This window comes from Microbulbifer mixtoriginis (SeqCode) (assembly GCF_052467945.1).
This window is the reverse complement of the sequence record NZ_CP174328.1, coordinates 4,410,354-4,434,618: the sequence shown is the minus strand read 5'-3', so window position 1 is coordinate 4,434,618 and position 24,265 is coordinate 4,410,354. Positions and strand designations below refer to the sequence as shown.

Genomic DNA, 24,265 nt, shown 5'->3' with positions numbered 1-24,265 from the left:
TTTTTTGTCACTCCTCATCCTCCTGATCTTTATAGCGGTAGGTTTTTGCATTGATAACCATATCAAGCAGCCCACCACTATCTCGGTTGGTTGAGATAGTAAAATCATGAAGAGTTACAATCCTAGGCATTCCAGCAATACCACTCACGAAAGAACCAAATTCATGGTACCCCCCTTGAACCTCTATACGAATTGGCAGCTCAACATAAAACTCTCCAACCAACTCACTTTCCAGAGCAACTTTTTCGATCGTTAGGCCGCTACCTCTTCCATACTCATCAATATCCTCTAACAATCCTGGAACTTCTGTATCTTTTGGTAGTTGCTTTAGCAGTGCGCCAAAGGTGCCCTCCATCTCCCTTAGTTGCTCACGATACGCATCAAGATTTGCAGCCTCAAATTGCTTGTTTTCAAACTGCAAAAACAGCTCTTTCTCTTTATTCTGCGCACGTTCCAGGCTGTTATAAAGATCACCTATCCAGAGGTAATACCCAATAAAAACCAAAACTGCTGAAACAATGATTAAGAGAGTAATACGACCAGCTATCGGCCAGACCCCAACTCTTGAAAAGTCGATGTCATTAATATCTACATCTTGGAGTTGCTTAAGAGTTTCTGCGAATGCCATTATATAATTCCTTTACTCAACGCCAGTGGTAGTTAAATCACTATCGTTAGCATCGTCACTCTTACGACCACTCAAATTTACTGTTAACTGAAAAGCACTCGCTTGTTCCCCATACTCAGGGCTAGCAGTAACATCCGTTAAGTTTGGAGATTCATACCAGTCGGACTGGTCCAAATTGCGCATAAAAGATGATACACGGTTGTTGGATTCTGCTATTCCTGACAACTCCAATTGAGAACCTTTGCGGGTAAGTTCAAGGAGCCAAAGCCCCTCAGGAGTTGCCTGTACCAGCTCATCAAAATAACGAACAGCTAGAGGACGGTTCCCCTGGAGCTCCTGAATCACCCGCATTCGATCAATCAGTTCCTGGCGGCGCTTTTTCAGGTCCTTAATCTCACTTACCTGTTTATCTAGAGCATTAATCTTGACCTGCAGTATCTGATTGCGCTCATTCTGGGTAGCGACTTGCCGATCAACCGTTTTCATCCAAAGAAAAACCGACGCCGCAGCAGCAATAATCACCAACACTAATACTTGCTGAAACTCTTTCTGCTTTTGTGCGCGATATTCCTGGCGCCAGGGGAGTAGATTAATCTTGGCCATCTCAGTACTCCTTCTCCCGCATGGCGAGCCCTGCCGCGATCATCAGCCCTGGAGCCTCTTTGGCTAATATCTGTTGGTTTACCCGAGAAGAGGTAGCCATTTTGTAAAAAGGATTGGCAATCACTGTGGGTTTGCCCAGTTTTTCACCGACCAAATCAGACAAACCTTCCATTGCGGCAACACCACCACTGAGCAATATGTAATCCACATCGCTATAGGAAGTCGAAGAGTAAAAGAACTGCAGCGCGCGGGTGACTTGCTGAATCACCGCATCCCGAAACGGCTCCAGAACCTCGGCATAATAGTCATCGGGCAATCCGCTGCCACCCTGGTGCTTCGCCAGGGAGGCCTCTTCGGCGGAGAGGCCGTAGCGCCGCTGAATCTCATCGGTGAGCTGGCGGCCACCGAATAGCTGCTCCCGTGTATAAACTGTCTTGCCATCAACCAGTACAGACAGTGCACTCATAGTCGCACCGATATCCACTACCGCAACAACCAACTGCTCTTGGGGAGGAAACTGATCTTCCAGTAGAGTGTAAGTGCGCTCAATAGCGTAAGCTTCCACATCCACGACACCCGCCTCCAACTCAGCCTCACCGAGGGCGGAAACCCGCTGTTCGATATTTTCGCTGCGGCATGCTGCCAGTAACACTTCCACCTGGTCATCCCCTCTTTCGGATGGCCCCTGTACCTCAAAATCGAGACTAACTTCTTCGAGGGGATAGGGAATGTACTGATCTGCTTCCAAGGCAATACGCGCTTCCAGATCCTCATCGGAGAGATCAGCGGGCATTTCCAGGGTCTTAGTGATCACTGCGGAGCCGGATACGGCGACAGCCGCACGGCGCAGTCGGGTTTTGGAACGGCGCACTACCTTGCGGATAGCTTCCGCCGTGGCGCCAACATCATTGATGTTCTTATCCACTACCGCATTCGGCGGCAGGGGTTCCACGGCGTAACTTTCGACCCGATATTTGTCACCATTGCGACTTAGCTCCAGCAACTTTACTGCGGTCGAGCTAATATCGAGTCCCAACATGGCCTTCGGGCCTTTATCCAGAAAAGGGAAAATCCCCATTTTTCTTATCTTTTCCGTGGGTTATGAAAGTTTGATGTTATAGCACTTTAAATTACCGCTTCAACCGGCATTTGCATAGGTAATAGCGCACAATATTCGTATAATTATTCACCGAATCATACAAATGAAGTACACAGAAGTAGTTTCATGACAGTAAAAGCCCGAAATCGTCTACTAGCGCTGCTCTGGCTTTGCCTCGCCGGAGCAGCCGGCGCAGCCATGGTTTTCGCCAGCATTTACCTCTACCTGAAACCCGGGCTACCCTCAGTCGAAAGCCTGCGGGATATTCGCCTACAGACCCCACTGCGCGTCTATTCACAAGACATGAAACTGATAGGTGAGTTTGGCGAGAAACGGCGCAACCCTATTACCATCGAACAAACGCCAGAACCATTTATCAAGGCAATACTGGCAGCAGAGGATGCGAGCTTCTACTCACACAGTGGGGTTTCGATTAAGGGTTTGATGCGGGCAGCTTCACAGCTGGTGCAGACCGGCTCAATCCAGTCTGGTGGTAGTACCTTAACCATGCAGGTGGCGCGCAATTTCTTCCTAAGCCGTGAGCAGCGTTTTATCCGCAAGTTCAATGAGATCCTCTTATCACTGCAAATTGAGCGCGAACTCAGCAAAGATGAGATTCTGGAACTCTATATCAACAAAATATTCCTGGGTAACCGCGCCTATGGCTTTCAGGCTGCCGCACATGTTTACTACGGTCGTGACATCAAGGACCTGAGTATGGCGCAATGGGCAATGATGGCGGGGCTGCCCAAGGCCCCCTCCACCTTCAACCCCATCGCCAACCCCACTCGGGCCCTGGTGCGCCGTAACTGGATTTTGAAGCGCATGCTCGACCTAGGATACATCGATCAGGATGAGTACAAGCACTCCATTACCGCACCGGTGACCGCTAGCTACCACAGCCGCGATCTGGATCTGGATGCCCCCTATATAGCCGAAATGGCGCGTAAAGAAGCTGTTGAGCTTTTTGGCGACAGTGCCTACACCGATGGCTATCAGGTCATCACCACGGTCAACAGCCGCCTGCAGGACCAGGCGCGCAGGGCACTGCAACACGGCCTCGAAACCTACGATTCACGCCACGGTTATCGTGGCCCGGAACAGCGACTGCCACCGGAATTGCTGCATGACAGTGACCAACTGATTGATCTGCTCAATGAAATCCCTGTGCTGGGTGGGCTTGAGCCTGGGGTAGTCACTGCGGTGGAGCCAAAGCTGTTGCAAGTACAGCTGCGCGACCGCCGTGTGGTCGAGGTTCCCTGGGAGAATGGGCTCGACTCCATTCGTCCCTATATTACTGAAAGCTCACGAGGACCACGCTTACAGTCTGCTGAGAAGATGTTTGCACCTGGTGATGTGGTGCGCCTACGCCGCATTGAGATTAAGCACACTGAGGTTATCGGCTCCCAGGACAAACCTACCAGCGCAGGTGGGGCAACCCAACTTGCTAGCGCCTTTGAAGACACACCCAACCCCGATCCATTTGCAGAGCCCGAAGAGGTCTCTTCCAGCCCCCTGGAGCCACAAATTACTGAGGAATGGGAGCTAACCCAAGTGCCATCGGCCCAAGGAGCCCTAGTCTCCATCGATCCCCAAGACGGCGCCATACGCGCCTTAGTAGGTGGTTATGACTTCCGCCAGAGCCACTTCAATCGCGTCACCCAGGCGGCGCGGCAACCTGGCTCCAGTTTCAAGCCATTTATCTACGCTTCGGCTATCGAGCGCGGCTATACCGCCGCCAGTGTGATTAACGACGCCCCAATAATCTTCGAGGAAACCAATCTGCAAGATGTGTGGCGCCCGGAGAATGATGGCGGCACTTTCCTTGGCCCCACCCGCCTGCGTATGGCTCTGTATAAGTCACGTAACATGGTCTCCATTCGCCTGCTGCAGGCACTGGGGCTCGATTACGCCCTCGGTTTTGTCGAGGGCTTCGGCTTTGACCGCAGTAAATTGGCGCGCAACCTAACCATCGCACTGGGCAGCTCGGCCCTGACGCCCCTAGAAATGGTGCGTGGCTATGCAGCTTTCGCCAATGGTGGCTATCGAGTGGAACCCTATCTTGTTGACCGGGTTTTAGATGTAAATGGCGAAACCCTCTACCAGGCCCTACCACTCACTGTGTGCAATGACTGTCCTGAGCCTGGCAGTGAGTCCCAAGGGTTCAATAATCAGGAGCCACTCGACCTAGCGGCAATTCAGCCCGGTGAAGAGGGCCCGGACCAGGGTAAAGAGCCTCCCGAGCTGAAAGTACTCCCAGTAGGCCCACTGGATTCATCCAAGCCCCAGGCACGCCCCCTGGCACCGCGCGCCATGACCCCGGAGACGGCTTACATCATGGATTCCATTCTCAAGGATGTGATAAAAAAAGGCACCGGCCGACGCGCCCTCGCTATGAAGCGCGGTGATATCGCTGGTAAGACGGGAACAACCAACGGCCCGCGCGACGCATGGTTCTCAGGTTATAGCCCCTACCTTGCCACCAGTGCTTGGGTGGGTTTCGACTCTTACGGCGAACTCGGTAAGAATGAGTACGGTGGCTCTGCGGCGCTGCCTATCTGGATAGATTTTATGAGTACTGCCCTGGAGGGCTTGCCCGAGCGTCACCTGCCCCAGCCAGATAGCATAACGACCGTGCGTATCAACCCCAAGAACGGCCTACGTACCTCCTATGGCGGCATGTTTGAGATATTCCGCACCAATAGGGTACCCGGGCGCGAGGCCTACAACCCCTATCGCTCCAGATACTCCGACGATGAGATGCCGGGCCGGGACCGATCGAGTGAGCCACCACCCGAAGAGCTTTTCTAAGATACGGCATCCCTGCCATAAGCCCACTTAATGAGTGGGCATACCAATAAAAGAAAAGGGGCCCATGGCCCCTTTTCTTTTATTGGTTGTTGTTTTCTCTCTGATCACCTGTCATACAAGAGATATCCGCGCTATTACGCCACTATTCTGACTCTCTATACCTAAGGCAGGCACGCTCTACGCTCTGCAGATCGGGAATGACGGCCTCTTCACCTAAAAGTGCCACGTGCATTAGCTCCCCTGGGCTCAGGGTTTGCTCCCGTAGCACTAGTTCTTCCTGGGTCACCCTTACTAAACGCGGTGTCCCCTGCAATATAAGAGCAAAATAGGGCAGGTCTCCATCGGGGTTTCCGCTACTCAGCACCGCGATACGGGCATTCTCTGAGGTTCCGCCCAGTGCTTCGCCACGCATCACATCAAAAGACAACAACGGCAGGCGTTGCTCACGCCAAATGAGGTCCCCCAGATACCACTCAGGCACATCGTATGCCGCCATAGGTACCTGCATAGCGATCACCTCGGAAAGGCTTTCTACAGGAACCAACATCTGGCCCTGTTGTAGTGGCAACAGCAGGCTGCTCACCTCCTGGGGAACATCTAGCGGCAGCGCTTCAACTTCACTCATTGCCCACCTCTTGCATGCAATATTTCATTTCTTGGTATTCGCTCAACTGCCAACGGCCGAAGTGCCGGCATATTCTCGAATAGCCTCCAGCAATACGTCTTCCTGGTAGGGCTTACCCAGGTAGTGATTAACTCCGAGAGACATAGCGTGATCACGGTGCTTACTACCGGTACGGGAAGTAATCATCACGATGGGGATATCTCGCAAGCGACTACTGGAGCGAATATGCCGCGCCACTTCGAAGCCATCCATACGGGGCATCTCGATATCCAGAAGTATCAGATCTGGAACCTTATCCTGCAGCTGAATCACGGCATCCTGACCATCTTTGGCGGTACTGACCAGATAACCTTCGCGCTCCAGGAAGCGTGTGGTTACCTTGCGTACCGTTACGGAATCGTCCACCACCATTACGGTCTGCTGGCGCTCTTCCCGCTCGGGCTGCTCTTCTACCTGCAACTGCAGCTGTGGGATATCCGGGCGTGCTAACTGGGTTGCCTGACGCCGCAGCAGGGCATGGGCATCGAGAATCACCACCACACTGCCATCACCAGTTACCGTTGCCCCAGAAACTCCTTGTACACCAGAAAACTGTGGACCAAGACTCTTCACAACAATCTCGCGGCTGCCGCGGATAGCATCCACTTGCAGGGCCATAGCGTGACCCTCGGAGCGCACCAGCAATACCGGTAACTGCATATCATCAACACTGAGCTTCGGTTGGGCACCAGACTTCAGCAGGGTGCCGAAGTAGTTCACCTCGTACAGCTCGCCCGCATATTCAAAGCGGGCATCGCTAGAGCGGTAGTAATGCTCCAGCTCAAAGGGGCTCAGGCGTACGATACCTTCAATAGTGTTGAGTGGCAGGGCAAACAGGTCTTCGCCAATCTTCACCATCAGTGCGCGGTTGACCGATACGGTAAACGGCAGACGCACTACAAATTCCGTGCCGGCACCCGCCTCGGAATTGATATGCACGCTGCCACCGATCTGTTTGAGTTCGGCGGAAACTACATCCATACCGACACCACGGCCGGAAATTTGGGTAACTTTTTCCGCAGTGGTAAAACCTGCCTGGAGAATAAACTGCAATATCTCGCTATTGGAGAGCTCCGCATCCGGGCGCATCAGGCCATTTTCCACAGCTTTTTCTCGCACGCGGATCAAGTTTACCCCTGCTCCATCGTCGCGAATGGTCAGCACCACCTCACTGCCCTCTCGAGCCAGAGCCACATCGATGCGACCGCGTTCGGCCTTGCCTGCCGCGCGGCGTGCATCAGGCATTTCAATGCCGTGGTCTACCGCGTTGCGCAGCATATGCTCCAGAGGTGCCACCATACGTTCCAGCATGGACCTGTCCAGTTCCCCTTCGACGTTGGAGAACACCAGCTCTACCTGTTTACCGAGCTCCGCACTCACCTGGCGCACAATACGACGCAGCCTGGGCACCAAGCGAGAGAAAGGTACCATGCGACTGCGCATCAACCCCTCTTGCAATTCGGTATTAACACGGGATTGCTGCAGTAACAGTGTCTCGGTATCGCGGGCTTTGTTATCCAGGGTGGAGCGCAGCTCCATCAAGTCAGAAGTGGACTCAAGCAGGGAACGGGACAGTTGCTGAATAGATGAGTAGCGGTCCATCTCTAGCGGGTCAAAATCACCATCCTGCTCGGCCAACTGCTCCTGGCGGAACAAGATTTGTGCCTCAGTCTCACGATCCAGGCGACGCAACTGCTCATTGAGGCGCAACAGGGTTGAATCCATCTCATCGAGGGCCAGGCCAAACTCGCTCATCTGCTCTTCGAGACGGCCTCGGGAGATTGCGGTTTCACCGGCGAGGTTCACCAGCTCTTCCAAAAGCTCAGCGGCAACCCGAACCATTTCCTGTGGTTGGTTCCTGGTGGGAGTCGCCACCTCATTTTCCACACCCTCGGGCTTGCGGATAAATGGCAGAACATTGCCAGCATCAGAAGATTGTAATGGCTGCGGCAATGACTCAGAGGGCTCTAGCTGCTGCTCAGATTCAGGACGCTCCTCGCTTTCTGCGGACAGTGACTCCTGTTTATCGACAACGATGGACTCATCAGCGACAGTCACAAATTCAGAATCAACACTTGGAGGTACTTCCTCCGTGATAGCTTGAGTGACAGGTTCAGACATATTGCCAAGCGGGTTCTGAATGTCGGCCCAATCTGTGGTGATCAGCTGAACAAAGGCCTCTAGCTGCTCACCTGCCATCCAAGCGCGAACTGTTTCTACTCCCTCGGCAATACGGTCATGTGTGAAATGCGCCTCGCTAAAGAATTGTGCAGAGGGTTTCACAATATCGCGCATGCCCTCAATCGCTGTTTCAAAGCGGTGAGCAACTTCACCAAGCCCCATAAGGCCGGCCATGCGGGCGCCGCCCTTGAAGGTATGCAGCACCCGTTTGAGCGCCTCAGCCTGCTCACCGTTCTCAGGAGTGTCTTCCCAAGCCTGAATCAGCTCTTCCAGCTCGTCAGTAAGATCGCCAGCTTCCTCCATAAAGACATCGACCACATCGGGATCAATATCCGCCAACAGGCGCTGTTGTTCGGCAATACTCAGCCCAGCCTGTGACTCTGACACCACTTCCAAAGTAGACGCTTGGTGAACAGACTCGACAGCCTCATTAGCAGGCTCTACTGCACTCTGTTCAGATTCAGCTGTCTTGTCAGCGCAGATGTCTGTCTCGGCCACCTCAAACAGTGCGTCATAGAGGTCATCCAAGACTGGCTCGGGTGAGACGTCCTCGGATTCCACAGCGCTCTTGTCTACCATCTCCACCATTGGAGCATCGACAGTTTCAACTTCCGTTGATTGCGCAGACTCTAACTCTACCTCAGGTAAAGTCGCAGAAACGGACTCAGCGGTGGGGGCAAAAATCGGCTCCAGTACGGAGGCTTGCACCTCGTCGACAGAAACTGAGTGCTCTTCAATATTTTCAGTTTCTAGACCAGAAACCTCTGTAACCTCTCCAGCTTCAGGGTCGAGAGTTTGTGCCTCGATACCCAATTCGCTCAGGTCGTAGTCATCCTCTGGTACATCTTCGCTCACTTCACCTTCGGCCAGATAGCGCAGAGCTTCCTCTACCGCCTCACTAACCTCAGGTAAGTCCTGGGCAGCGGCGACAGCATCCACTAGATCGAGTAACTCGTTGTGTCCCTGTTCAAGGGAAGCCCACAAGGCGGGTTCTTCCTCTAGCTGATCGGCCAATACTTTGCGATAAACCTCCAGCAGTAACTGTGCCAGCTCTGCCAATGTCGGTAGCTGAGCGCGACTGGCAGCCTCCTGCAGGGTATTGAGCTCTTCGGCAACTTCACTCACCTGAGATTTATCGGCAGGATTTGCACGCCACTGATTGAGCATCTGATCCGCATCCAGCAGGACACGCATACCGTCTGCCATCAACACTTCAAGAAGTTGAGGATCTACTGCTCTGGGCTCATTCGCTTCGCGCTCACGGATCAGGTGACCTACGGAACGTTCCTGCAACTCGGCAACACGGGCAAGGAATTGCTCGGCCCTCTCAACCTCAATGGCCTCTGCAGCGCGGATCTGTGCCAAAACCTGACGCACGTAATTTGCGCCATCGCCAATCAACTCGAAGATATCCGCATCAATGGGCACCTGGTAAATACGCAGCTCTTTTGCGAAGCGCTCCAGCGGCGCCATCATTTCGGCCACCACCTTGACCTCTGCCATATGCGCAGAGCCCTTCAGGGTATGCAGGGCTCGGTGCAGGGGGTCGCTGGGTACACCGTAAACCGGGGCCGCAGCACGCATGTCCGCAAGGTAGTCATCAACGACGCCCAGATGGGTTTCGGCCTCTTGGGCAAAGATCTCCCACAACTGTGCCCGCTCGTCGCTGCATTCTTCTTCCTCAACGGTTGCAGTAGCTGCGGTATTGGCATCTTCGACCAGCAGTTCCGAGGGGATATGCCCCTGGCTGAGCTGCTCCGCCCAGGCTTGTAACTGCAGGGTAAGGGATTTATCCGGATCGCTCTTGCGGAGACGAAATGCCTCGATCATTGATGGCAGCTTCTGATATACCCGCTCAATTAACAGCACATGGGCGCGCTGAGGCTTTATGCTGTCATCGATTACCCGATTAAGCATATTTTCCACGGACCAGGCCAACTCACCGATATCCAGCGCCTCGACCATACGGCCGGAGCCTTTCAGGGTATGGAAGCCACGGCGGAACTCCACCAGGGCGTCTGAGTTGGCAAAATTCGCGGCCCATTCCGGAAAATAATTGCCGATATGCGCGAGTACTTCGCTGGCTTCTTCGAGGAAAATTTCGATGATCTCATCATCGATCAAGCTCTCGCTATCATCGACTAACTCTTGCGATTCGCTCTCAACAGACTCTGAGGTTGACCCAGTTTCTGCAAGCGGCTCCACGTCGTTAGGTGACAACACATTTTCGCTGTCTGCTACCACAGCTACAGAAATTTCTTCTTCTGCAGTTACCGCCGGGGCCTCGGAAAGAGTCTCAGGCTCGACAGTACTTTCAACTGTTGAGAACCAGTTGTCTTCTTGTTCGTTAGCTTCTTCCGCAACAGGGGCTTCCACTTGCTGCAGATCCAGTGTTTTCTCCACTGGCTGTTCAACATTAGGGACGGATTCGGTCTCAGGCTCAGCCGGTGCAGAGACAACATTGAGGAGTTGCTCTTCACGATTATCTTTGTCGGTGTCTGCGCTATCGAAAAACTCCGGTGAAAATAACTCAAGTCCAGCGTTGTCCTCTTCAATCACCGCGCTTTCGTGGACGGACTCAGCCTCCTCCACAGATACCTCAGCATCAGTAAAGGAAATGCCGAGGTTCGCGACACTGTCTTCCGCCAGAGCCAGCAACATCTCAGTATCATCCAGGCCTTCAACTCGGCGTTCCAGATAGTATTCGACACTGGTGATCGCGTCGGCCAGGGTATCGAGCATTCGCCATTCCGGCTGCTCTGCCCGGTCGATCAGTGCATCGCTGATAAAGCGATTACAAGCGGCAATAATTTTGCTCGCACGCTGGTAGCCCACCATTTCAAGGCCACCACATACCTCTTGCAGGCGCTGGGGTACGCGGCTTAGATAGCTGATATCCCAGTGGCTGGCCACATACTCCATGACCGCCTCTTTAACCGCCTCCAGGCCCAAACGTGCTTCGCGCAGTACCGAATCTGTAGCATCTCCCATAATCGGCTGTTCGTTATCACCGCGCTTATTGCGGTCGACAGCGGCCGATAGGGCTGAGTCAAGCTGCACCAGCTCACCTGCGGCGCGCATCAGGTACTCTTCGACATCAGTGCCACGCGAAGCATCACGTAGGTACTCATAAATGCCGCGGGCACGTCCTCTTGGCGCTTCGAGACCCAAAACGCCGAGGGTGTCTGCAATCCGCTTGGCTATAGCAGCAGTCTCACTGAGGGGAGGAAGTTCGGAGGCTGCACCACTGGGTTCCAGCGCCTCACGCACCAGCTGCAACTCTTCACGCAGTGCAGTTATTGCAGTACCCAATGCTTCAGGCCCCATGGCCAAGACATCTTCTGTATCTGGGCGGGGCGTGCCCGGCACTGCCCTATCCAGAGCAAAGCGTTGGTACAGTTCCTGGCAACGGCTACCATTTGGACCGGCCAGATAAACGTAGAAGAGTAGGTTGCTCAGGAAGTCTGTATCCAGCTCGGCATCCAGTACTCTGGCACCGCGACCCTGCAGCAGGCGGAACTCTACATCGACCCGGCGCAGCAGATGGCGCAATGCTGGTTGCACATTGATACGGTGCTCCGCCAGGGCTTCCAGGATACCCAGTAATACTTCCCACAGAGACTGCCGCCGGCTACCGCTGTAGAGCAGCTGCAACTTCTCGACAATTTTCACCAGGTAAGAGAGGCTCTCACCACTGTTTACATCGCGGATTAGCCCCGCTGCGGCAACGTGATACATCTTGCGCAACTTGCCCACCAGCTCCTGCAGGCGCACATTGTCTGCAGTCAAAGGCTGGCGCTTTCCGGTGATGCGATTCGATGAAGTGAGGTCCGGGGAAAAGAGTGCGCCCTCGGTAATCAGGCGCTCGCGGCGCACCGCGCGCAAATCATTGAGGAGGGGCAGCAACAGCACCGCATTATCACGGCGCTGAAAAGAAACCTTCTCTAAATAGAGAGGTAATTCCAGCAGGGCGCGCATTATGAATTCGCGCGTTTCATCGGTATTTTCAACGGTGCCACCGGCCAGTGACTGAAGCAATTGCTCCATTTCCTCAGCCAGCATCGCCGCACCATTGAGTTGCGCCATATGCAGGCTACCGTGTACCTGGTGCACCAGGGACAAGCTGTTCTGCAGCAGGGTCTCACCGGCTTGCGGATCCGTTGCGAAAGTCTCGAGGAACTGGCGTGCCTGTGCCAGAGTCTCGTTAATTTCGCCTATCAGCCAGTCCAGGGCCATGAAGTTCGGATTGTCGTGACTCACGCCAAGTCCCCAATAATTCATTCTCTATGCAGGCGCTCTACCCGAAGCGATCCAGGGTTCGCAATCTTGCGGAAATTGCTCCGTGCGCCCTCTCCGCCCGGCAGCCAACGAAGGCGCCGGGCTTTATTTTGTGGGTTAGGCCAGAGCCCGGTCTTCACGGGACTCCAAGGAGTTGCTTTCCTCACTGTCGAGCGTGAAAGTTTCCGCATCCATCTCCGGCAACTCCACGTCGTACATTTCACTATTGGTTTCCACGCTCTCCTCTTGCGGCAGTTTGAAGCCGGCAACAGATTCACGCAGGGCACTGGCAGTCTGCGCCAGATTACCAATGGACTGAGCAGTAGCCTGTGTACCGGCAGAGGTCTGCGAAGTAATCTCCTGAATCACGTTCATGGTGTTGGAGATGTGGCCAGCAGAGGAAGCCTGCTGGCGGGCGGCGTTGGAGATGTTTTGAATCAAAGAGGCCAGGTTGCTGGATACATTCTCGATCTCTTCCAGCGCAACACCGGCGTCCTGTGCCAAACGTGCACCACGTACCACCTCTGTGGTGGTCTGCTCCATGGAGATTACTGCCTCGTTGGTGTCAGACTGAATCGCTTTTACCAGGCCTTCAATCTGCTTGGTTGCAGCGGCAGAGCGTTCCGCCAGTCGCTGAACCTCGTCCGCAACCACGGCAAAGCCTCGACCGGCGTCACCCGCCATGCTCGCCTGGATGGCAGCATTCAGTGCGAGGATGTTGGTCTGGTCGGCAATGTCATTAATCAGACTCACGATATCGCCAATCTCCTGGGAAGATTCACCCAGGCGCTTGATCCGCTTGGAGGTGTCCTGAATCTGCTCCCGGATATTGTCCATGCCCTTGATGGTGTTCTGTACCACTTTGGAACCATTGCTGGCGATCTGTACCGAGCGCTCGGCAACCTGAGCAGATTCGGAGGCGTTAGCAGACACCTGGTCAATGGTGACCGCCATTTCGTTCACCGCGGCAGAGGCTCCGGCAATCTCCTGAGCCTGATGCTCGGAAGCCTCGGCAAGGTGCAGGGCTGTCTGCTGGGTTTCCTGAGAAAGCCCGGATACTTCCTGTGCGGTGCCGTTAATTCGAGATACCAGCACACGCAACTGGTCGATGGTGAAGTTGATAGAGTCTGCAATCGCACCAGTAAAGGCCTCGGTTACCGTTGCAGAGGTGGTCAAGTCACCATCGGCGAGGTCAGCAAGCTCATCCAGCAGCTGCATAATCGCCTGCTGGTTGCGCTCATTGGTCTCGGCTTCTTCCATCAGACTGCGGCGGGTACCGGAGAAGGCCATTCCCATCATGGCAAAAATTAACAGCACGAATGCTGCAGCCAAAATGGTAATAGTCATATTGTTTGGCTGACGTTCATCGGCCAGGTTCACAATACGGTCGTTCAGAGTACTGAGAGCCTCAAGCAGCTGTGGCGAGGATGCAATAATGCCGTTGGTTGCCTGACGTGATGCAAACAGTGCCGGGGTTGCTTCGAAGATCTCGCGAACAGACGAACTTACAAATTCAAACAGTTCGGTAATTTCATCGAGCGAGCGGCGCGCCTCCTCATCGGTAATGCGGGAGATACCCATCACTACATCACCGCTCTTCATGCCATCTACCACTTTACCGAACAGGCTAGCATCGGTATTAAACTGGTCGGCTGCGCCTTCGGCATCGTCATCACCCTGCAGCATCTTGTCGATGTTTCGACCGATTCGCTCAGCCCGCCATACCTGTAACTGAGCCTGTTCAACCTGATTAGCGGGGGCATTATTAGCTAGCAGAATTTCCACAATATTGTTGTGCTCAGCCTGCAATTCCGGCAGGGAGTCACTCAAAGTGGTGGCAACATCGTTCAGGAAGATAATCGTTTCTTTGTTACCGGTAATCGTTTCCACCTGCTCGCGCAACTTACGCCAAACGGTACCGTAAGTCGCTAGCTCAGCGTCCAACGCCCTGCGGCTGCCTTTATCCATTCCCTGCAGCTGATTCCAGGCGTTAGCCATCTGCCCGGAAACTTTTTCCAGCTCGGCAAACGCTTCATCGTCTCCGGAAGTGGCCGCCGGTGCATAGGAGACCAGCTGATAGGAAAGTGCGCGAAGTTCAGCAACTTGCTGTAGGTACTCTTTATCGCGATCACTGCGGGTCTGCACCAAATAGATACTGACAATCAGCCCCGCCAGTACGGCGAGTACCAGCAGACCCAAACCCAGCGCAGCAGGGTTACTGCGAAACGCGGAAAAGGAGCTCTGGGAGCCTGTTTTCATAGTTTACTCCTAGCGGGCCCAAGCATTAGGCCGGTTTAATACCACTGAATATTTAACGCTTTAATGACAATGGCCCTCAGCCAGTGCGAATATCACTGCACCGCTTTAGGGGCCCCCCAACATCTCAAAAGCTGCGAGATGCCGAAAATTCAATCGGACCTTAATGAGTGGCAGCATCCATGAAATGAGGGTCTTTGAGCAGAGCCCGCATGTCGAACACCAGCCACCGGTCCTTTTGTAAAATAAACTGGCCATGCACCATCGGCGCAAATGGCTCAATTAAATCTGTTGGTGCTTCACGGGCATATTCAAATGCCAAATGCTGCATTCCGTGCAACCTGTCGACAATCAACCCCACGTAGGTTTTTTCCCGCTCCAACACCAGAACCCTGCGCTGTTGGCGCTGGCCCGAGAGGTGGCCGCCGTAAAAGGCTGCGAGATCAATCAGGGGTAACAGGCGGCCGCGAACATTAGAAACACCTTTTACCCAGGGCTGAACGCCGGGAATAAAGGTGTGCTGCGGCACTTCGAGCAATTCCACAACATCATCCATTGAGGCGACGAAGTTGTGGCCGAGTAAAGAGAAACCGATTCCGGTCCAATAGGGTTTGATTTCTCGGCGGCCGGGCAGGCCGGTGGCCTGCGCTTTAGCTCGCCGAGCGATATCAACAAGTGCTAGATAAGGAGTTTGTGACTGCACGCTGAGCAGCTGGCCGTCAGGCCAACACCTCCCCAATTGCACTCAACAATTTGCCCTCATCAACGGGCTTGGTGAGATAAGCTTTTGCGCCCTGGCGCATACCCCAAACCCGGTCGGTATCCTGATCTTTGGTAGTCACCATAATGATCGGTATCCCCGCGGTGTTGCCATCCTTACTCAGCTGGCGTGTGGCCTGGAATCCATTTAACCCAGGCATCACAATATCCATCAAAATCAGATCTGGTCGCTGACTGCGTGCAACATCCACACCATTTTCACCATTGGGTGCGGTGATTACCGAATGGCCATGCTTTTCAAGTATTGTGGTCAGCTTGTGTGTTTCGGTAGGAGAGTCATCAACTATTAATACTCTTGCCATCATTTCCCCCATGACTTCTTCGAATTGGCAACTGCTCAATAAATGACAGTGCTTGGCAATTTGTTGTATTTATTTTGATGGCATGTGCCAAGTCTGCACTTACTGCCAATGCACTGCCAGACTACAGAACCTTCCACCACAGGCAGATGTGGTGAACGGTATGTCTGTTAATTCATCCCCCCCAAAGAGCGAAGGGGTCGGTCCAAAAAATCAGACCCTTTTTGTTAGTGATTACTTAGGCTGCGTGGTGCGGCTTTGCGTGAGCGGAAATTGCTCCCAACAGCTCGCTTTTACTAAATGGCTTTGTCAGATATTGATCACAACCAACAACGCGGCCTTTCGCTTTGTCGAACAAACCATCTTTACTCGACAACATCACTACTGGAGTGGAGCGGAATTCACTGTTGTTTTTAATCAGCGCACAAGTCTGATAGCCATCCAGGCGCGGCATCATGATATCGACAAAAATAACATCGGGACGGGAGTCCGCGATTTTCGCCAACGCATCAAAACCATCTGTAGCAGTGACGACCGTGCAACCTGCTTTTTGTAGCAGAGTCTCGGCAGTGCGGCGAATTGTCTTACTGTCGTCAATCACCATTACAGTCAGACTTTCCCAGTTAAGCTCCATAGTCTTTTTTGAATCCCCTGTTTACTTATTTTCGGGCACGCGAAAATTTTTATCTGCACCCTTTTTTGAGCCGCTTGCGGGGCCTGGGTGTCTATCTTTGCCAAGATCGCACACTGGGTGGAACTTTTATCACAGAACCCCAGGTGAATCTAGCCGCGCTGAAGCACCGCAGACCTTATGGTGCAAATAATCACCACTTTTTATTGTCAATCCAGACAACTTATCTAATTAAGTTGCACCTAGACGAAGCTGCTCTTACCTTATCCACCCTACAAGTTGGCAGTGGCAACATTTCAATCAGCCACAACCACCGCGGCGCGGGATCAAAAATCCCTTCAACTACGGAAGCTAAGATGAATTACTCCCTCGGTGTGGTGATGGACCCCATCGCCCAGATCAATTTTAAGAAAGATACGACACTCGCACTGTTACAGGCCGCACAAGACAGCGGTTTCCAGCTGTTTTATTTTGAGCAAAGCGACCTGTATCTGGACAATGGCCGCGCCATTGGTAAGGGCAGACCACTGAGGGTATTTGACGATGCCGAGCGTTGGTTCAGCCTGGAAGAAGCCAGGGAGATGCCCCTTGGAGAACTCGATACCATTTTAATGCGTATCGACCCCCCCTTCGATAATGAGTACATTTACTCCACTTACATCCTTGAAGCGGCTGAGCGCGAAGGTGCATTAGTCGTTAACAAACCGCAGTCTCTGCGGGACTGCAATGAAAAAATTTTTGCAACGACTTTTCCCCAGTGCTGCCCGCCTGTATTGGTCAGCAAGGATATGCAGCGCCTGAGGGAGTTTCATAAAACCCATCGGGATGTCATTTTCAAACCCCTCGATGGCATGGGTGGCGCAGGTATTTTTCACTGCAAACCGGACGGCGCTAATTTAGGCGCCATTCTGGAGATGCTCACCCAGCACGGCCGCCAGCAAATCATGGCGCAGCGTTATATTCCCGAAATTAAAGATGGCGATAAGCGCATTCTGGTTGTCGATGGTGTAGCCGTACCCTACTGCCTAGCCAGAATTCCCGAGGCGGGTGAAACTCGCGGCAACTTAGCCGCCGGTGGCCGTGGTGAAGCGCGGCCACTGACTGATCGAGATCGATGGATCGTAGAACAAGTCGCCCCCACCCTGAAGGAAAAAGGACTACTTTTCGTCGGTCTGGATGTTATCGGTGATTACCTCACGGAAATTAATGTCACCAGCCCAACCTGTGTGCGTGAGATTGATGCGGCCTACGATACTTATATCGGTGCGCGACTAATGAGCGCCATCACACACCGTCTGGCACAAAAGCGCTAAACTGCGCCTTTAACTTGAATGACTCCCACCAGTGAACGGGCCGGATGGGAATGCCGAGCGTAACGCTCGGCAAGATATAAGCAGTAACCGATAATAGATAATGAATTCCACCGCCAACACGACGCCAAATTATGCAGACCAGCGCGAGCGTTTTACGTTCTCGCTGTTTCTCGCTGGCGCCATTCACGCGCTTTTGATTTTTGGTGTGGCTTTTGCCGAACCTGAAGGGCGGCAAGCCGCACCAACCCTGGAAGTTACTCTGTCACAATATAACTCGCCACAAGCACCGGAAGATGCCGACTACCTGGCCCAACACAACCAGCAGGCCAGCGGCACGGCAGATACCCCAAAGGAGCTGTCCAGCAATCGTCGCGCCGAATTTGCTGATACGCAAATTCACGATGTTAATCCTCTACCACAGCAGCAAGCCGCACGGCCTGCTGACCAGCGCCGCCAGTTGATCACCACGATCGGCGATAGCCCTCTGCAGGCCCCGGAGCTACCCGCCGAAGACAAGTTTTCCGAAGAGAAGCGCGGCGATGCTCCAAATGATCTAGCCAGGACAAATCCAAAGATTGCCAGCCTGCAAGCGCGCCTGGATAAAATTCGCCAAACTATTGCCCAGCGCCCGCGAGTGCGGCGCCTGACCTCAGTGGCAACCAAAGCCTCTGCAGATGCCGCTTATCTGCACGAATGGCGCCAGAAGGTGGAAGCAATAGGTAGCGACAACTTCCCCGCGGAAGCCCTGCAGCAGAAAATCACTGGCAGCCTGCGCATGATGGTGCGCTTGCTGCCTACAGGCGCGGTGGAGGAAGTAATGATTCTGGACTCTTCGGGAGAGCGAATCCTCGACGATGCCGCCCAACAGATTGTACGCCTGGCAGCCCCCTTTGCGCCTTTCCCAGCAGAGATTCGCAAGGAGGCTGACCGCCTCGAAATTATCCGCACCTGGCGCTTCGATTTAACTGGCTTCTCCACTACCGCAGGTGAGCTGCCCGAGCGCGGCTAAACTTGCCTTGCACGCAAGCGACCTAGAATACAACTATGCCCAATTCGAACATTGACAGCGACCTAACCCATGGCAGCTTGCGCGGCCAATTCCTACTGGCCATGCCCGGCATGGAGGACCCGCGCTTCAAGCACAGCATCGCTCTAATTGTTGAGCACAGCCAAGAGGGGGCTATGGGCATAGTGATCAACGCCCCCAGCAAAGTGCACTGGCGAGAGATTTTCGAGCAGTTGTCACTGAAGGACTCCAGCCAACGTGGCGATGAAACTGTCCTGCTGGGCGGGCCTATTTCTCCCGAGCAGGGCTTTGTCCTGCACGGTGCCGGTGTACATTTCGACTCGACGAGCGAAATCAATATGGAAATCAGTCTTACCGCTTCCAGGGATATTCTCGAGTCACTGGCCTCAGGACATGGCCCCGACGATGTGCTGCTAGCTTTGGGCTACGCCGGCTGGGGGCCAGGACAACTGGAGCAGGAACTGGCGGAAAACGCCTGGCTGACTCTACCGGCAGAACCCGAAATCCTGTTTGCCACCCCAGTGCAAAAACGCTGGCAAAGTGCCGCCGCTCGACACGGTATCGACCTCTCAGGGCTCGGCTCACAGGCCGGACACGCCTAGCCCTTCCCGGTTATCATTCGGCCCAAGATTGATCCCTCTAATACCGGATGTTCCCTCTGATGAGTAAACCCATTACCGCCCTCGCCTTCGATTTTGGCACCCGCTCCATCGGCCTCGCCTTTGGCCAGAGCCTGACTGGCAGCGCCAAAGAGCTGCCACCACTGCCAGCAAAAGATGGCAAACCCGATTGGGATAAGGTCCAACGACTGATCGACGAGTGGAAGCCACATTATTTGCTTGTGGGTTTACCGCTGAATATGGATGGCAGTGAGAGTGAATTTGGTGCTCGTGCACGTAAATTTGGCCAGCGCCTGCACGGTCGCGCCGGGCTACCGGTAGAAATGATTGATGAGCGCCTCAGTACCCGCGCAGCCAAAGAAGAGGCAGCGGAACGTGGCCACCGCGGCAGCTATGCCGATAATCCAGTGGATTCCATTGCCGCGCGTATCATTCTTGAGGACTGGCTGCGCACACGCGCCTGATATCCGCTCTCAGAATCTGTGCCAGCTGAGCCATAGCTGCCAGCGCTCTGATAGAATTACCCGCCCACACAAATGAGTGATCGAGCCCAATGCCCATTTCCCGTATCCGCATCGCTACGCGCGAGAGCGCCCTGGCCCTATGGCAAGCCAATTATGTTAAGGATCGCCTGCAGCAGGAGCACCCTCAGCTGGAGGTAGAGTTGCTGCCAATGACCAGTCGTGGCGATCAGGTGCTGGATATCCCCCTAACCAAGGTGGGCGGCAAAGGGCTCTTTGTCAAAGAGCTGGAAGTGGCCATGCTGGAGGGACGCGCGGATATCGCCGTACATTCTATGAAGGATGTGCCGATGGAATTTCCTGAAGGCCTCTACCTGCCAGTTATTTGCGAGCGCGAGGACCCGCGTGATGCCTTCGTCAGCAACCGCTTTGCCAATTTGGAGGAACTGCCACAAGGCGCAATTGTGGGCACTTCGAGCCTGCGCCGCCAGTGCCAACTTCTGGCGCAGCGCCCCGATCTGGAGGTCAAGTTCCTACGCGGCAACGTAAACACTCGCCTGGCCAAACTGGATGCGGGAGAGTACGACGCTATTATTCTCGCTGCCGCCGGGCTGCTACGCCTGGAGATGCGTGAGCGCATTCGCAGCTTTCTCCCCTCCACTGTATTGCTGCCCGCCGGCGGCCAGGGCGCTGTCGGCATCGAAGCCCGCAAAGACAGCGAGCTGGAAGCCCTACTGCAACCACTACACTGCCATGAAACCGCCGCGCGACTCAGTGCAGAACGCGCACTGGTTAAGCGCCTGAACGGCGGCTGTCAAGTTCCCATCGGCTGTTATGCCGAGCTGGAAGGCGACGCTCTGTGGCTTCGCGGCCTGGTCGGCAGCCCCGATGGCACCCGCATGATCCGCGCCGAAATCCGTGGTGCAGCCATTGATGGCGAAGCTCTGGGCGTTCAACTCGCTGAACAGTTGCTGGAGCAGGGTGCCGACAAAATTCTCGACGCGATTTAAGCCCAGGACAGATCCATATGGCCAAGCGCCTGCAAGGCAAGCGCGTACTGACCACGCGCCCCGCCCATCAAGCCGACACCTGGGGCGCGCTATTGCGCGCTACGGGCGCGGAGGTTGACACTATCCCTATGTTGGCTATTGAGCCCCTCATTGATGAGGCTGCTCAGCAGGCCATTAAAAAACGGATTCTCGATTTCGACCAGGTGGATTTTGCCATTTTCGTCTCCCAGAATGCGGTGTGCTACGCCGTCGACTGGCTGGAGGATTACTGGCCACAGTTACCCCAGGGGCCACGATACCTTGCTATTGGCGCGGCCACGGCTAAAGCATTACTGATGCGTGGTATACCCTGCGAGCACAGCGGCGAACACATGACTTCCGAGGACCTGCTCGCCCTGCCCACCCTACAAGAGGTTTCAGGACTTCGGGTACTGATCTTCCGCGGCACTGGCGGACGCACTCTTATTGGCGACACCTTGCGCGCACGGGGTGGGCGTGTGGATTACTGTGAACTCTACCGTAGGTCCCTACCTGCAGGTGCCCCAGCGGATTTGGCGGGATATTCTTTCACCCCGGATGCCATCACGGTCCACAGTGGCGAGACTCTCGCGAACCTACACAGCTGCATTGAGCGTGCAAATTGCGCGCACCTCCTCCTGGCTGCCCTTATCTGTCCCAGCGCGCGCGTCGCGGAGCAAGCCCGTGCTCTGGGTTTTATCTATACCAGCAGTGCTCAGAATGCCGGAGACAGCGCTATGCTAGAGGCACTGCTCAGGGCGCTAAACTGAATTGCTCTCGAATTTGCTGCCCTATTGGGTTAAAAATCTCAAAACGACGCCACCGGCGCTATTATGGTCGGTGCCACTCGCTATAATTCGACGACAATTACCAGCTGCGCCCCAAGCCCATGACCAACGAAAAACCCAAGGACAATCCTTCCACCCCGGCTAACGAACTCACTTCCGATGCACTGGACAAGGGGGGGAGCAAGAGCAATTTTGCCAAAGCAGCAGAAGGCAAAACTGATAAGGCCGCTAAAAATGTGATGCCTAAAAAGGGCGGGGGGCATTGGTGGTGGCTGGTCTTTATTCTGCTGCTTATCGCTTTGATCGCTTTTGCCTGGTACAGCTGGCCCCAACTGCGCAACCGCATCGCACAGCTGGACTTTTTCCCTGCCAAACAGACTGTGTCCACACAGAAAGCCGAATCACAAGGTGAAGTCACATCGCCAAATATTTCTACCGAGCCTGATACTTCCAGCCAAGCCCGCGAAAGGACAACTTCTACTGCACCCGCTGCACAATCTACTGCCGAACCTCCTTCCATAGAACCCCAGCAGGCAGAAGCGCCGAGCGTCTCCCCACAGAACCAGCAGCTTGATCAACTTAAACAGACAGATACTGAGTTACGCAATCAAATACAATCGCAAACGCGAACTATTTTGCAGCTACAGCAACAGCTAGCGGCTCTTCAGCGCAGCCTCACCGCCCAGGGCAACCGGCTCAGTGAGCTGGGTAATGTGAGCCGGGAGGACTGGCAGCTGGCCGAGGCCGACTACCTATTGCGAATGGCCAATCAACGGCTGATGCTTGAAGACAATAGCCGCGCCGCTCTGGGCCTGGTTGAAAAGGTCGACACCATTTTGCGCCAAGTAAATCTTCCCGATCTCTACGGAGTGCGCCAACAGTTGGCACGGGATATCACCGCTTTGAAACTCGTGGAAAATATCGATCGAGAAGGCCTCTATTTACGCCTGCGCGCCCTGGAAGAGCAGTTGATCCGCGCCTCTATACAGCCGCAATTCGATATGACCCAAACTCCAAGGGAGGTGGCAAAAGTAGAGCCCACGCCTGATAACCAATCCGCATGGGAGCGCAGCTGGCAAAATTTTACCAACTTCCTACGCGACTCTGTTCGCCCCATCGATGGCGATATCAACCCGGTAATGCTTTCCCCTCAAAGCGAGGCACGCTTTCGCCAAACCCTGCGTCTAAATATGGAGCAGGCACAACTGGCTCTATTGCGCGGCGATAGCACCGTTTACAAGGACGCTCTTGATAGCGCCCGCGAGCTGCTTCTGACTTATGGCACAGCCAATTCCCAGCGCAACACACTCGCGCAACAACTGGCAGAACTCAGCAAACAGCCCATTCAGGCGCAAATGCCAGACCTGAATGCCTCACAGGTGGCTCTCTACAATTACATTGAGCGGCTGCACAAAACGTCAGGGTATGGCACCGGCACCGCCGAGGAGGTCAGCCAGTGAGAAAGGTCCTTTTTGCTGCTGTCGCCCTATTGCTTCTCGGTGCCTTACTGCCGCAGATAAATCAGAATTACCCCGGGTATTTGGTAATCGGCTTCGGTGGCGAACTCAACAAAGGCTATGAGATGAATCTCTGGTTCGCCATAGTCGCGCTAGTTGCCCTTTTGCTCGCCCTGTTTCTTCTCACCTGGATAAGCCGCAGTCTCTTTCGCGCTGTGCGCGGCAGCGTCGATCGCCTACGCTTTGGCCGCCAGCGGGTCGCCCGCAGACGTCTCACTAGTGGCCTGGTGGAGTTTATGGAGGGCAACTGGTCACGTGCCCGACGACAACTTTTAAAAAGTGCGCCGCGCTCCGAGGCGCCACTGATTAATTACCTGGCTGCCGCGCGCAGCGCTCATGAGCTTGGATTTCGCGAAGAAGCCAATGAGTTGCTGGCAAAAGCCGAAGCCTGTGGCGATGACACTGGCTTGGCAGTGGCTTTGAGTCAGGCCCGTATGCAGCTACAGGATAAACACTACGAACAGTGTATCGCCAGCCTCAAGCGAGCCAAGCAATTAGAACCTAAGCACCCGGCTCTGCTACAGATGCTCAAGCAGGCCTATTACGCTTTGGGGGACTGGAGCAACCTGAGAGAACTTCTCCCTGAATTAGAAAAGCACGCCAATATGTCCGAAGAAGACCGACAAAAACTAGAGCGGGAAGTCTACGAACATCAACTCATCGAAGCCGCAAACCGAAACGACAGAAAGAAACTACACGACATCTGGCACGGCCTGAATGGCCGCTGGCAACGCAACGTAGAGCTTCGCAGTCTCTTTGCCCGTCTGCTGCACCAAAGCGGTGATGACAGTGCCGCGGAAAAACACCTGCGTTGGCTACTAAACCGAGAGTGGGCTCCCAAGCTGGCCGATCTATACGGCCGCCTTACCGGTGCCGACGCAGCGGCTCAGCTCTCTGCTGCAGAGGGCTGGCTCAAGGAATATGGTGAGAGTGCCGACCTGCTCACCTGTCTCGGGCGTCTGAGCTTACGCAACGAACTGTGGGGAAAGGCACAACAGTATTTTGAGAAAAGCCTGTTGTTACGTCAGGACCCCGCAACCTCTGCAGAACTGGCACGGCTATTTAAAGCACTCGGCGAGAAGGACAAAGCCTCGCGCTTGTTTGAGGAAGGGCTGATGCAAGCTGTTCCAAACTTACCTCCTGTATCCATGCCCAGTCAGGACAAACCCCTGCTCGGGGTACACGCCTAACCGTTTCTCCAAGGGTCCAGATAATCTGGGCCCTTTTCCTATTATACTATTTACCCCATAGTAAGCCTCCGCATCCTTTTTGAGGCTTGCT

Annotated in this window: 18 protein-coding genes; 9 read left to right on the top strand and 9 right to left on the bottom strand. The window is 54.3% G+C overall.

Translation table 11 applies throughout. The features are described 5' to 3' along the window. Window positions 1-7 precede the first annotated feature (7 nt). The 3 genes from ACJJIJ_RS19370 to ACJJIJ_RS19360 are packed head-to-tail and all read right to left on the bottom strand — an operon-like array spanning window position 8 to window position 2,309. A complete protein-coding gene (locus ACJJIJ_RS19370; protein ID WP_252084190.1) occupies window positions 8-628 on the bottom strand; it encodes a type IV pilus inner membrane component PilO in 621 nt (206 codons plus the stop codon). Window positions 629-640: 12 nt separating this feature from the next. Continuing rightward, window positions 641-1,231, bottom strand: coding sequence for a PilN domain-containing protein (locus ACJJIJ_RS19365; protein WP_252084189.1), 591 nt, complete (start codon window positions 1,229-1,231; stop codon window positions 641-643). Between the two features lies 1 nt (window position 1,232). Then, window positions 1,233-2,309, bottom strand: a complete 1,077-nt coding sequence (locus ACJJIJ_RS19360; protein ID WP_252084188.1) for a pilus assembly protein PilM — start codon at window positions 2,307-2,309, stop codon at window positions 1,233-1,235. A gap of 147 nt (window positions 2,310-2,456) precedes the next feature. Between ACJJIJ_RS19360 and ACJJIJ_RS19355 the strand changes: the two genes are divergently transcribed. Next, window positions 2,457-5,141 carry a penicillin-binding protein 1A gene (locus tag ACJJIJ_RS19355; RefSeq protein WP_444938195.1) on the top strand — a complete coding sequence of 895 codons (2,685 nt, stop codon included), beginning with the start codon at window positions 2,457-2,459 and terminating at the stop codon, window positions 5,139-5,141. A gap of 142 nt (window positions 5,142-5,283) precedes the next feature. On the opposite strand, the gene ACJJIJ_RS19350 is transcribed toward ACJJIJ_RS19355, so the two are convergent. The 6 genes from ACJJIJ_RS19350 to pilG all read right to left on the bottom strand — a co-directional run bounded on the left by ACJJIJ_RS19350 (window position 5,284) and on the right by pilG (window position 16,233). Then, complete coding sequence (locus ACJJIJ_RS19350; protein ID WP_252084186.1) at window positions 5,284-5,766, bottom strand: chemotaxis protein CheW; 483 nt, start codon at window positions 5,764-5,766, stop codon at window positions 5,284-5,286. Between the two features lie 42 nt (window positions 5,767-5,808). After that, window positions 5,809-12,222 carry a hybrid sensor histidine kinase/response regulator gene (locus ACJJIJ_RS19345; protein WP_444939592.1) on the bottom strand — a complete coding sequence of 2,138 codons (6,414 nt, stop codon included), beginning with the start codon at window positions 12,220-12,222 and terminating at the stop codon, window positions 5,809-5,811. A gap of 159 nt (window positions 12,223-12,381) precedes the next feature. Next, complete coding sequence (locus ACJJIJ_RS19340; protein WP_252084184.1) at window positions 12,382-14,523, bottom strand: methyl-accepting chemotaxis protein; 2,142 nt, start codon at window positions 14,521-14,523, stop codon at window positions 12,382-12,384. A gap of 160 nt (window positions 14,524-14,683) precedes the next feature. Then, a complete protein-coding gene (locus ACJJIJ_RS19335) occupies window positions 14,684-15,223 on the bottom strand; it encodes a chemotaxis protein CheW (protein WP_252084183.1) in 540 nt (179 codons plus the stop codon). 16 nt (window positions 15,224-15,239) lie between these two features. Then, complete coding sequence (pilH, locus tag ACJJIJ_RS19330; protein ID WP_252084182.1) at window positions 15,240-15,602, bottom strand: twitching motility response regulator PilH; 363 nt, start codon at window positions 15,600-15,602, stop codon at window positions 15,240-15,242. A 235-nt stretch (window positions 15,603-15,837) separates the two neighbouring features. Next, window positions 15,838-16,233, bottom strand: coding sequence for a twitching motility response regulator PilG (gene pilG / locus ACJJIJ_RS19325; protein ID WP_020413651.1), 396 nt, complete (start codon window positions 16,231-16,233; stop codon window positions 15,838-15,840). Between the two features lie 353 nt (window positions 16,234-16,586). On the opposite strand from pilG, the gene gshB reads away from it, so the two are divergent. From gshB to ACJJIJ_RS19285, 8 genes are all read left to right on the top strand, one after another. Continuing rightward, window positions 16,587-17,543: a glutathione synthase gene (gene gshB, locus ACJJIJ_RS19320; protein ID WP_252085942.1), complete on the top strand. Its 957-nt coding sequence runs from the start codon at window positions 16,587-16,589 to the stop codon at window positions 17,541-17,543. Window positions 17,544-17,643: 100 nt separating this feature from the next. Beyond that, the gene (locus ACJJIJ_RS19315; protein WP_444883442.1) at window positions 17,644-18,552 is read left to right on the top strand and encodes an energy transducer TonB; all 909 of its coding nucleotides are present in this window, start codon (window positions 17,644-17,646) and stop codon (window positions 18,550-18,552) included. A 35-nt stretch (window positions 18,553-18,587) separates the two neighbouring features. Continuing rightward, window positions 18,588-19,172: a YqgE/AlgH family protein gene (locus tag ACJJIJ_RS19310; protein ID WP_444938194.1), complete on the top strand. Its 585-nt coding sequence runs from the start codon at window positions 18,588-18,590 to the stop codon at window positions 19,170-19,172. Window positions 19,173-19,231: 59 nt separating this feature from the next. Beyond that, on the top strand, window positions 19,232-19,654 hold the full coding sequence (gene ruvX, locus ACJJIJ_RS19305; protein WP_444938193.1) for a Holliday junction resolvase RuvX: 423 nt from the start codon (window positions 19,232-19,234) through the stop codon (window positions 19,652-19,654). Between the two features lie 89 nt (window positions 19,655-19,743). Then, the gene (hemC, locus tag ACJJIJ_RS19300) at window positions 19,744-20,661 is read left to right on the top strand and encodes a hydroxymethylbilane synthase (protein WP_252084178.1); all 918 of its coding nucleotides are present in this window, start codon (window positions 19,744-19,746) and stop codon (window positions 20,659-20,661) included. A 17-nt stretch (window positions 20,662-20,678) separates the two neighbouring features. Continuing rightward, the gene (locus ACJJIJ_RS19295; protein ID WP_444938192.1) at window positions 20,679-21,449 is read left to right on the top strand and encodes a uroporphyrinogen-III synthase; all 771 of its coding nucleotides are present in this window, start codon (window positions 20,679-20,681) and stop codon (window positions 21,447-21,449) included. Between the two features lie 119 nt (window positions 21,450-21,568). Next, entirely contained in the window at window positions 21,569-22,927 is a 1,359-nt protein-coding gene (locus ACJJIJ_RS19290) for a uroporphyrinogen-III C-methyltransferase (RefSeq protein WP_444938191.1), read from the top strand. Then, entirely contained in the window at window positions 22,924-24,174 is a 1,251-nt protein-coding gene (locus ACJJIJ_RS19285) for a heme biosynthesis HemY N-terminal domain-containing protein (protein WP_444938190.1), read from the top strand. The genes ACJJIJ_RS19290 and ACJJIJ_RS19285 overlap by 4 nt, the downstream gene beginning before the upstream one ends. Window positions 24,175-24,265: the final 91 nt, after the last annotated feature.

What these genes read in the sequence shown, in the direction of transcription:
- ruvX (WP_444938193.1), top strand. Translation starts at nt 19,232, where the DNA reads ATGAGTAAACCCATTACCGCCCTCGCCTTCGATTTTGGCACCCGCTCC.
- ACJJIJ_RS19290 (WP_444938191.1), top strand. Translation starts at nt 21,569, where the DNA reads ATGACCAACGAAAAACCCAAGGACAATCCTTCCACCCCGGCTAACGAA.
- ACJJIJ_RS19360 (WP_252084188.1), bottom strand. Translation starts at nt 2,309, where the DNA reads ATGGGGATTTTCCCTTTTCTGGATAAAGGCCCGAAGGCCATGTTGGGA.
- ACJJIJ_RS19365 (WP_252084189.1), bottom strand. Translation starts at nt 1,231, where the DNA reads ATGGCCAAGATTAATCTACTCCCCTGGCGCCAGGAATATCGCGCACAA.
- gshB (WP_252085942.1), top strand. Translation starts at nt 16,587, where the DNA reads ATGAATTACTCCCTCGGTGTGGTGATGGACCCCATCGCCCAGATCAAT.
- pilG (WP_020413651.1), bottom strand. Translation starts at nt 16,233, where the DNA reads ATGGAGCTTAACTGGGAAAGTCTGACTGTAATGGTGATTGACGACAGT.
- ACJJIJ_RS19355 (WP_444938195.1), top strand. Translation starts at nt 2,457, where the DNA reads ATGACAGTAAAAGCCCGAAATCGTCTACTAGCGCTGCTCTGGCTTTGC.
- ACJJIJ_RS19295 (WP_444938192.1), top strand. Translation starts at nt 20,679, where the DNA reads ATGGCCAAGCGCCTGCAAGGCAAGCGCGTACTGACCACGCGCCCCGCC.
- pilH (WP_252084182.1), bottom strand. Translation starts at nt 15,602, where the DNA reads ATGGCAAGAGTATTAATAGTTGATGACTCTCCTACCGAAACACACAAG.
- ACJJIJ_RS19315 (WP_444883442.1), top strand. Translation starts at nt 17,644, where the DNA reads ATGAATTCCACCGCCAACACGACGCCAAATTATGCAGACCAGCGCGAG.
- ACJJIJ_RS19310 (WP_444938194.1), top strand. Translation starts at nt 18,588, where the DNA reads ATGCCCAATTCGAACATTGACAGCGACCTAACCCATGGCAGCTTGCGC.
- ACJJIJ_RS19345 (WP_444939592.1), bottom strand. Translation starts at nt 12,222, where the DNA reads ATGGCCCTGGACTGGCTGATAGGCGAAATTAACGAGACTCTGGCACAG.
- hemC (WP_252084178.1), top strand. Translation starts at nt 19,744, where the DNA reads ATGCCCATTTCCCGTATCCGCATCGCTACGCGCGAGAGCGCCCTGGCC.
- ACJJIJ_RS19340 (WP_252084184.1), bottom strand. Translation starts at nt 14,523, where the DNA reads ATGAAAACAGGCTCCCAGAGCTCCTTTTCCGCGTTTCGCAGTAACCCT.
- ACJJIJ_RS19350 (WP_252084186.1), bottom strand. Translation starts at nt 5,766, where the DNA reads ATGAGTGAAGTTGAAGCGCTGCCGCTAGATGTTCCCCAGGAGGTGAGC.
- ACJJIJ_RS19370 (WP_252084190.1), bottom strand. Translation starts at nt 628, where the DNA reads ATGGCATTCGCAGAAACTCTTAAGCAACTCCAAGATGTAGATATTAAT.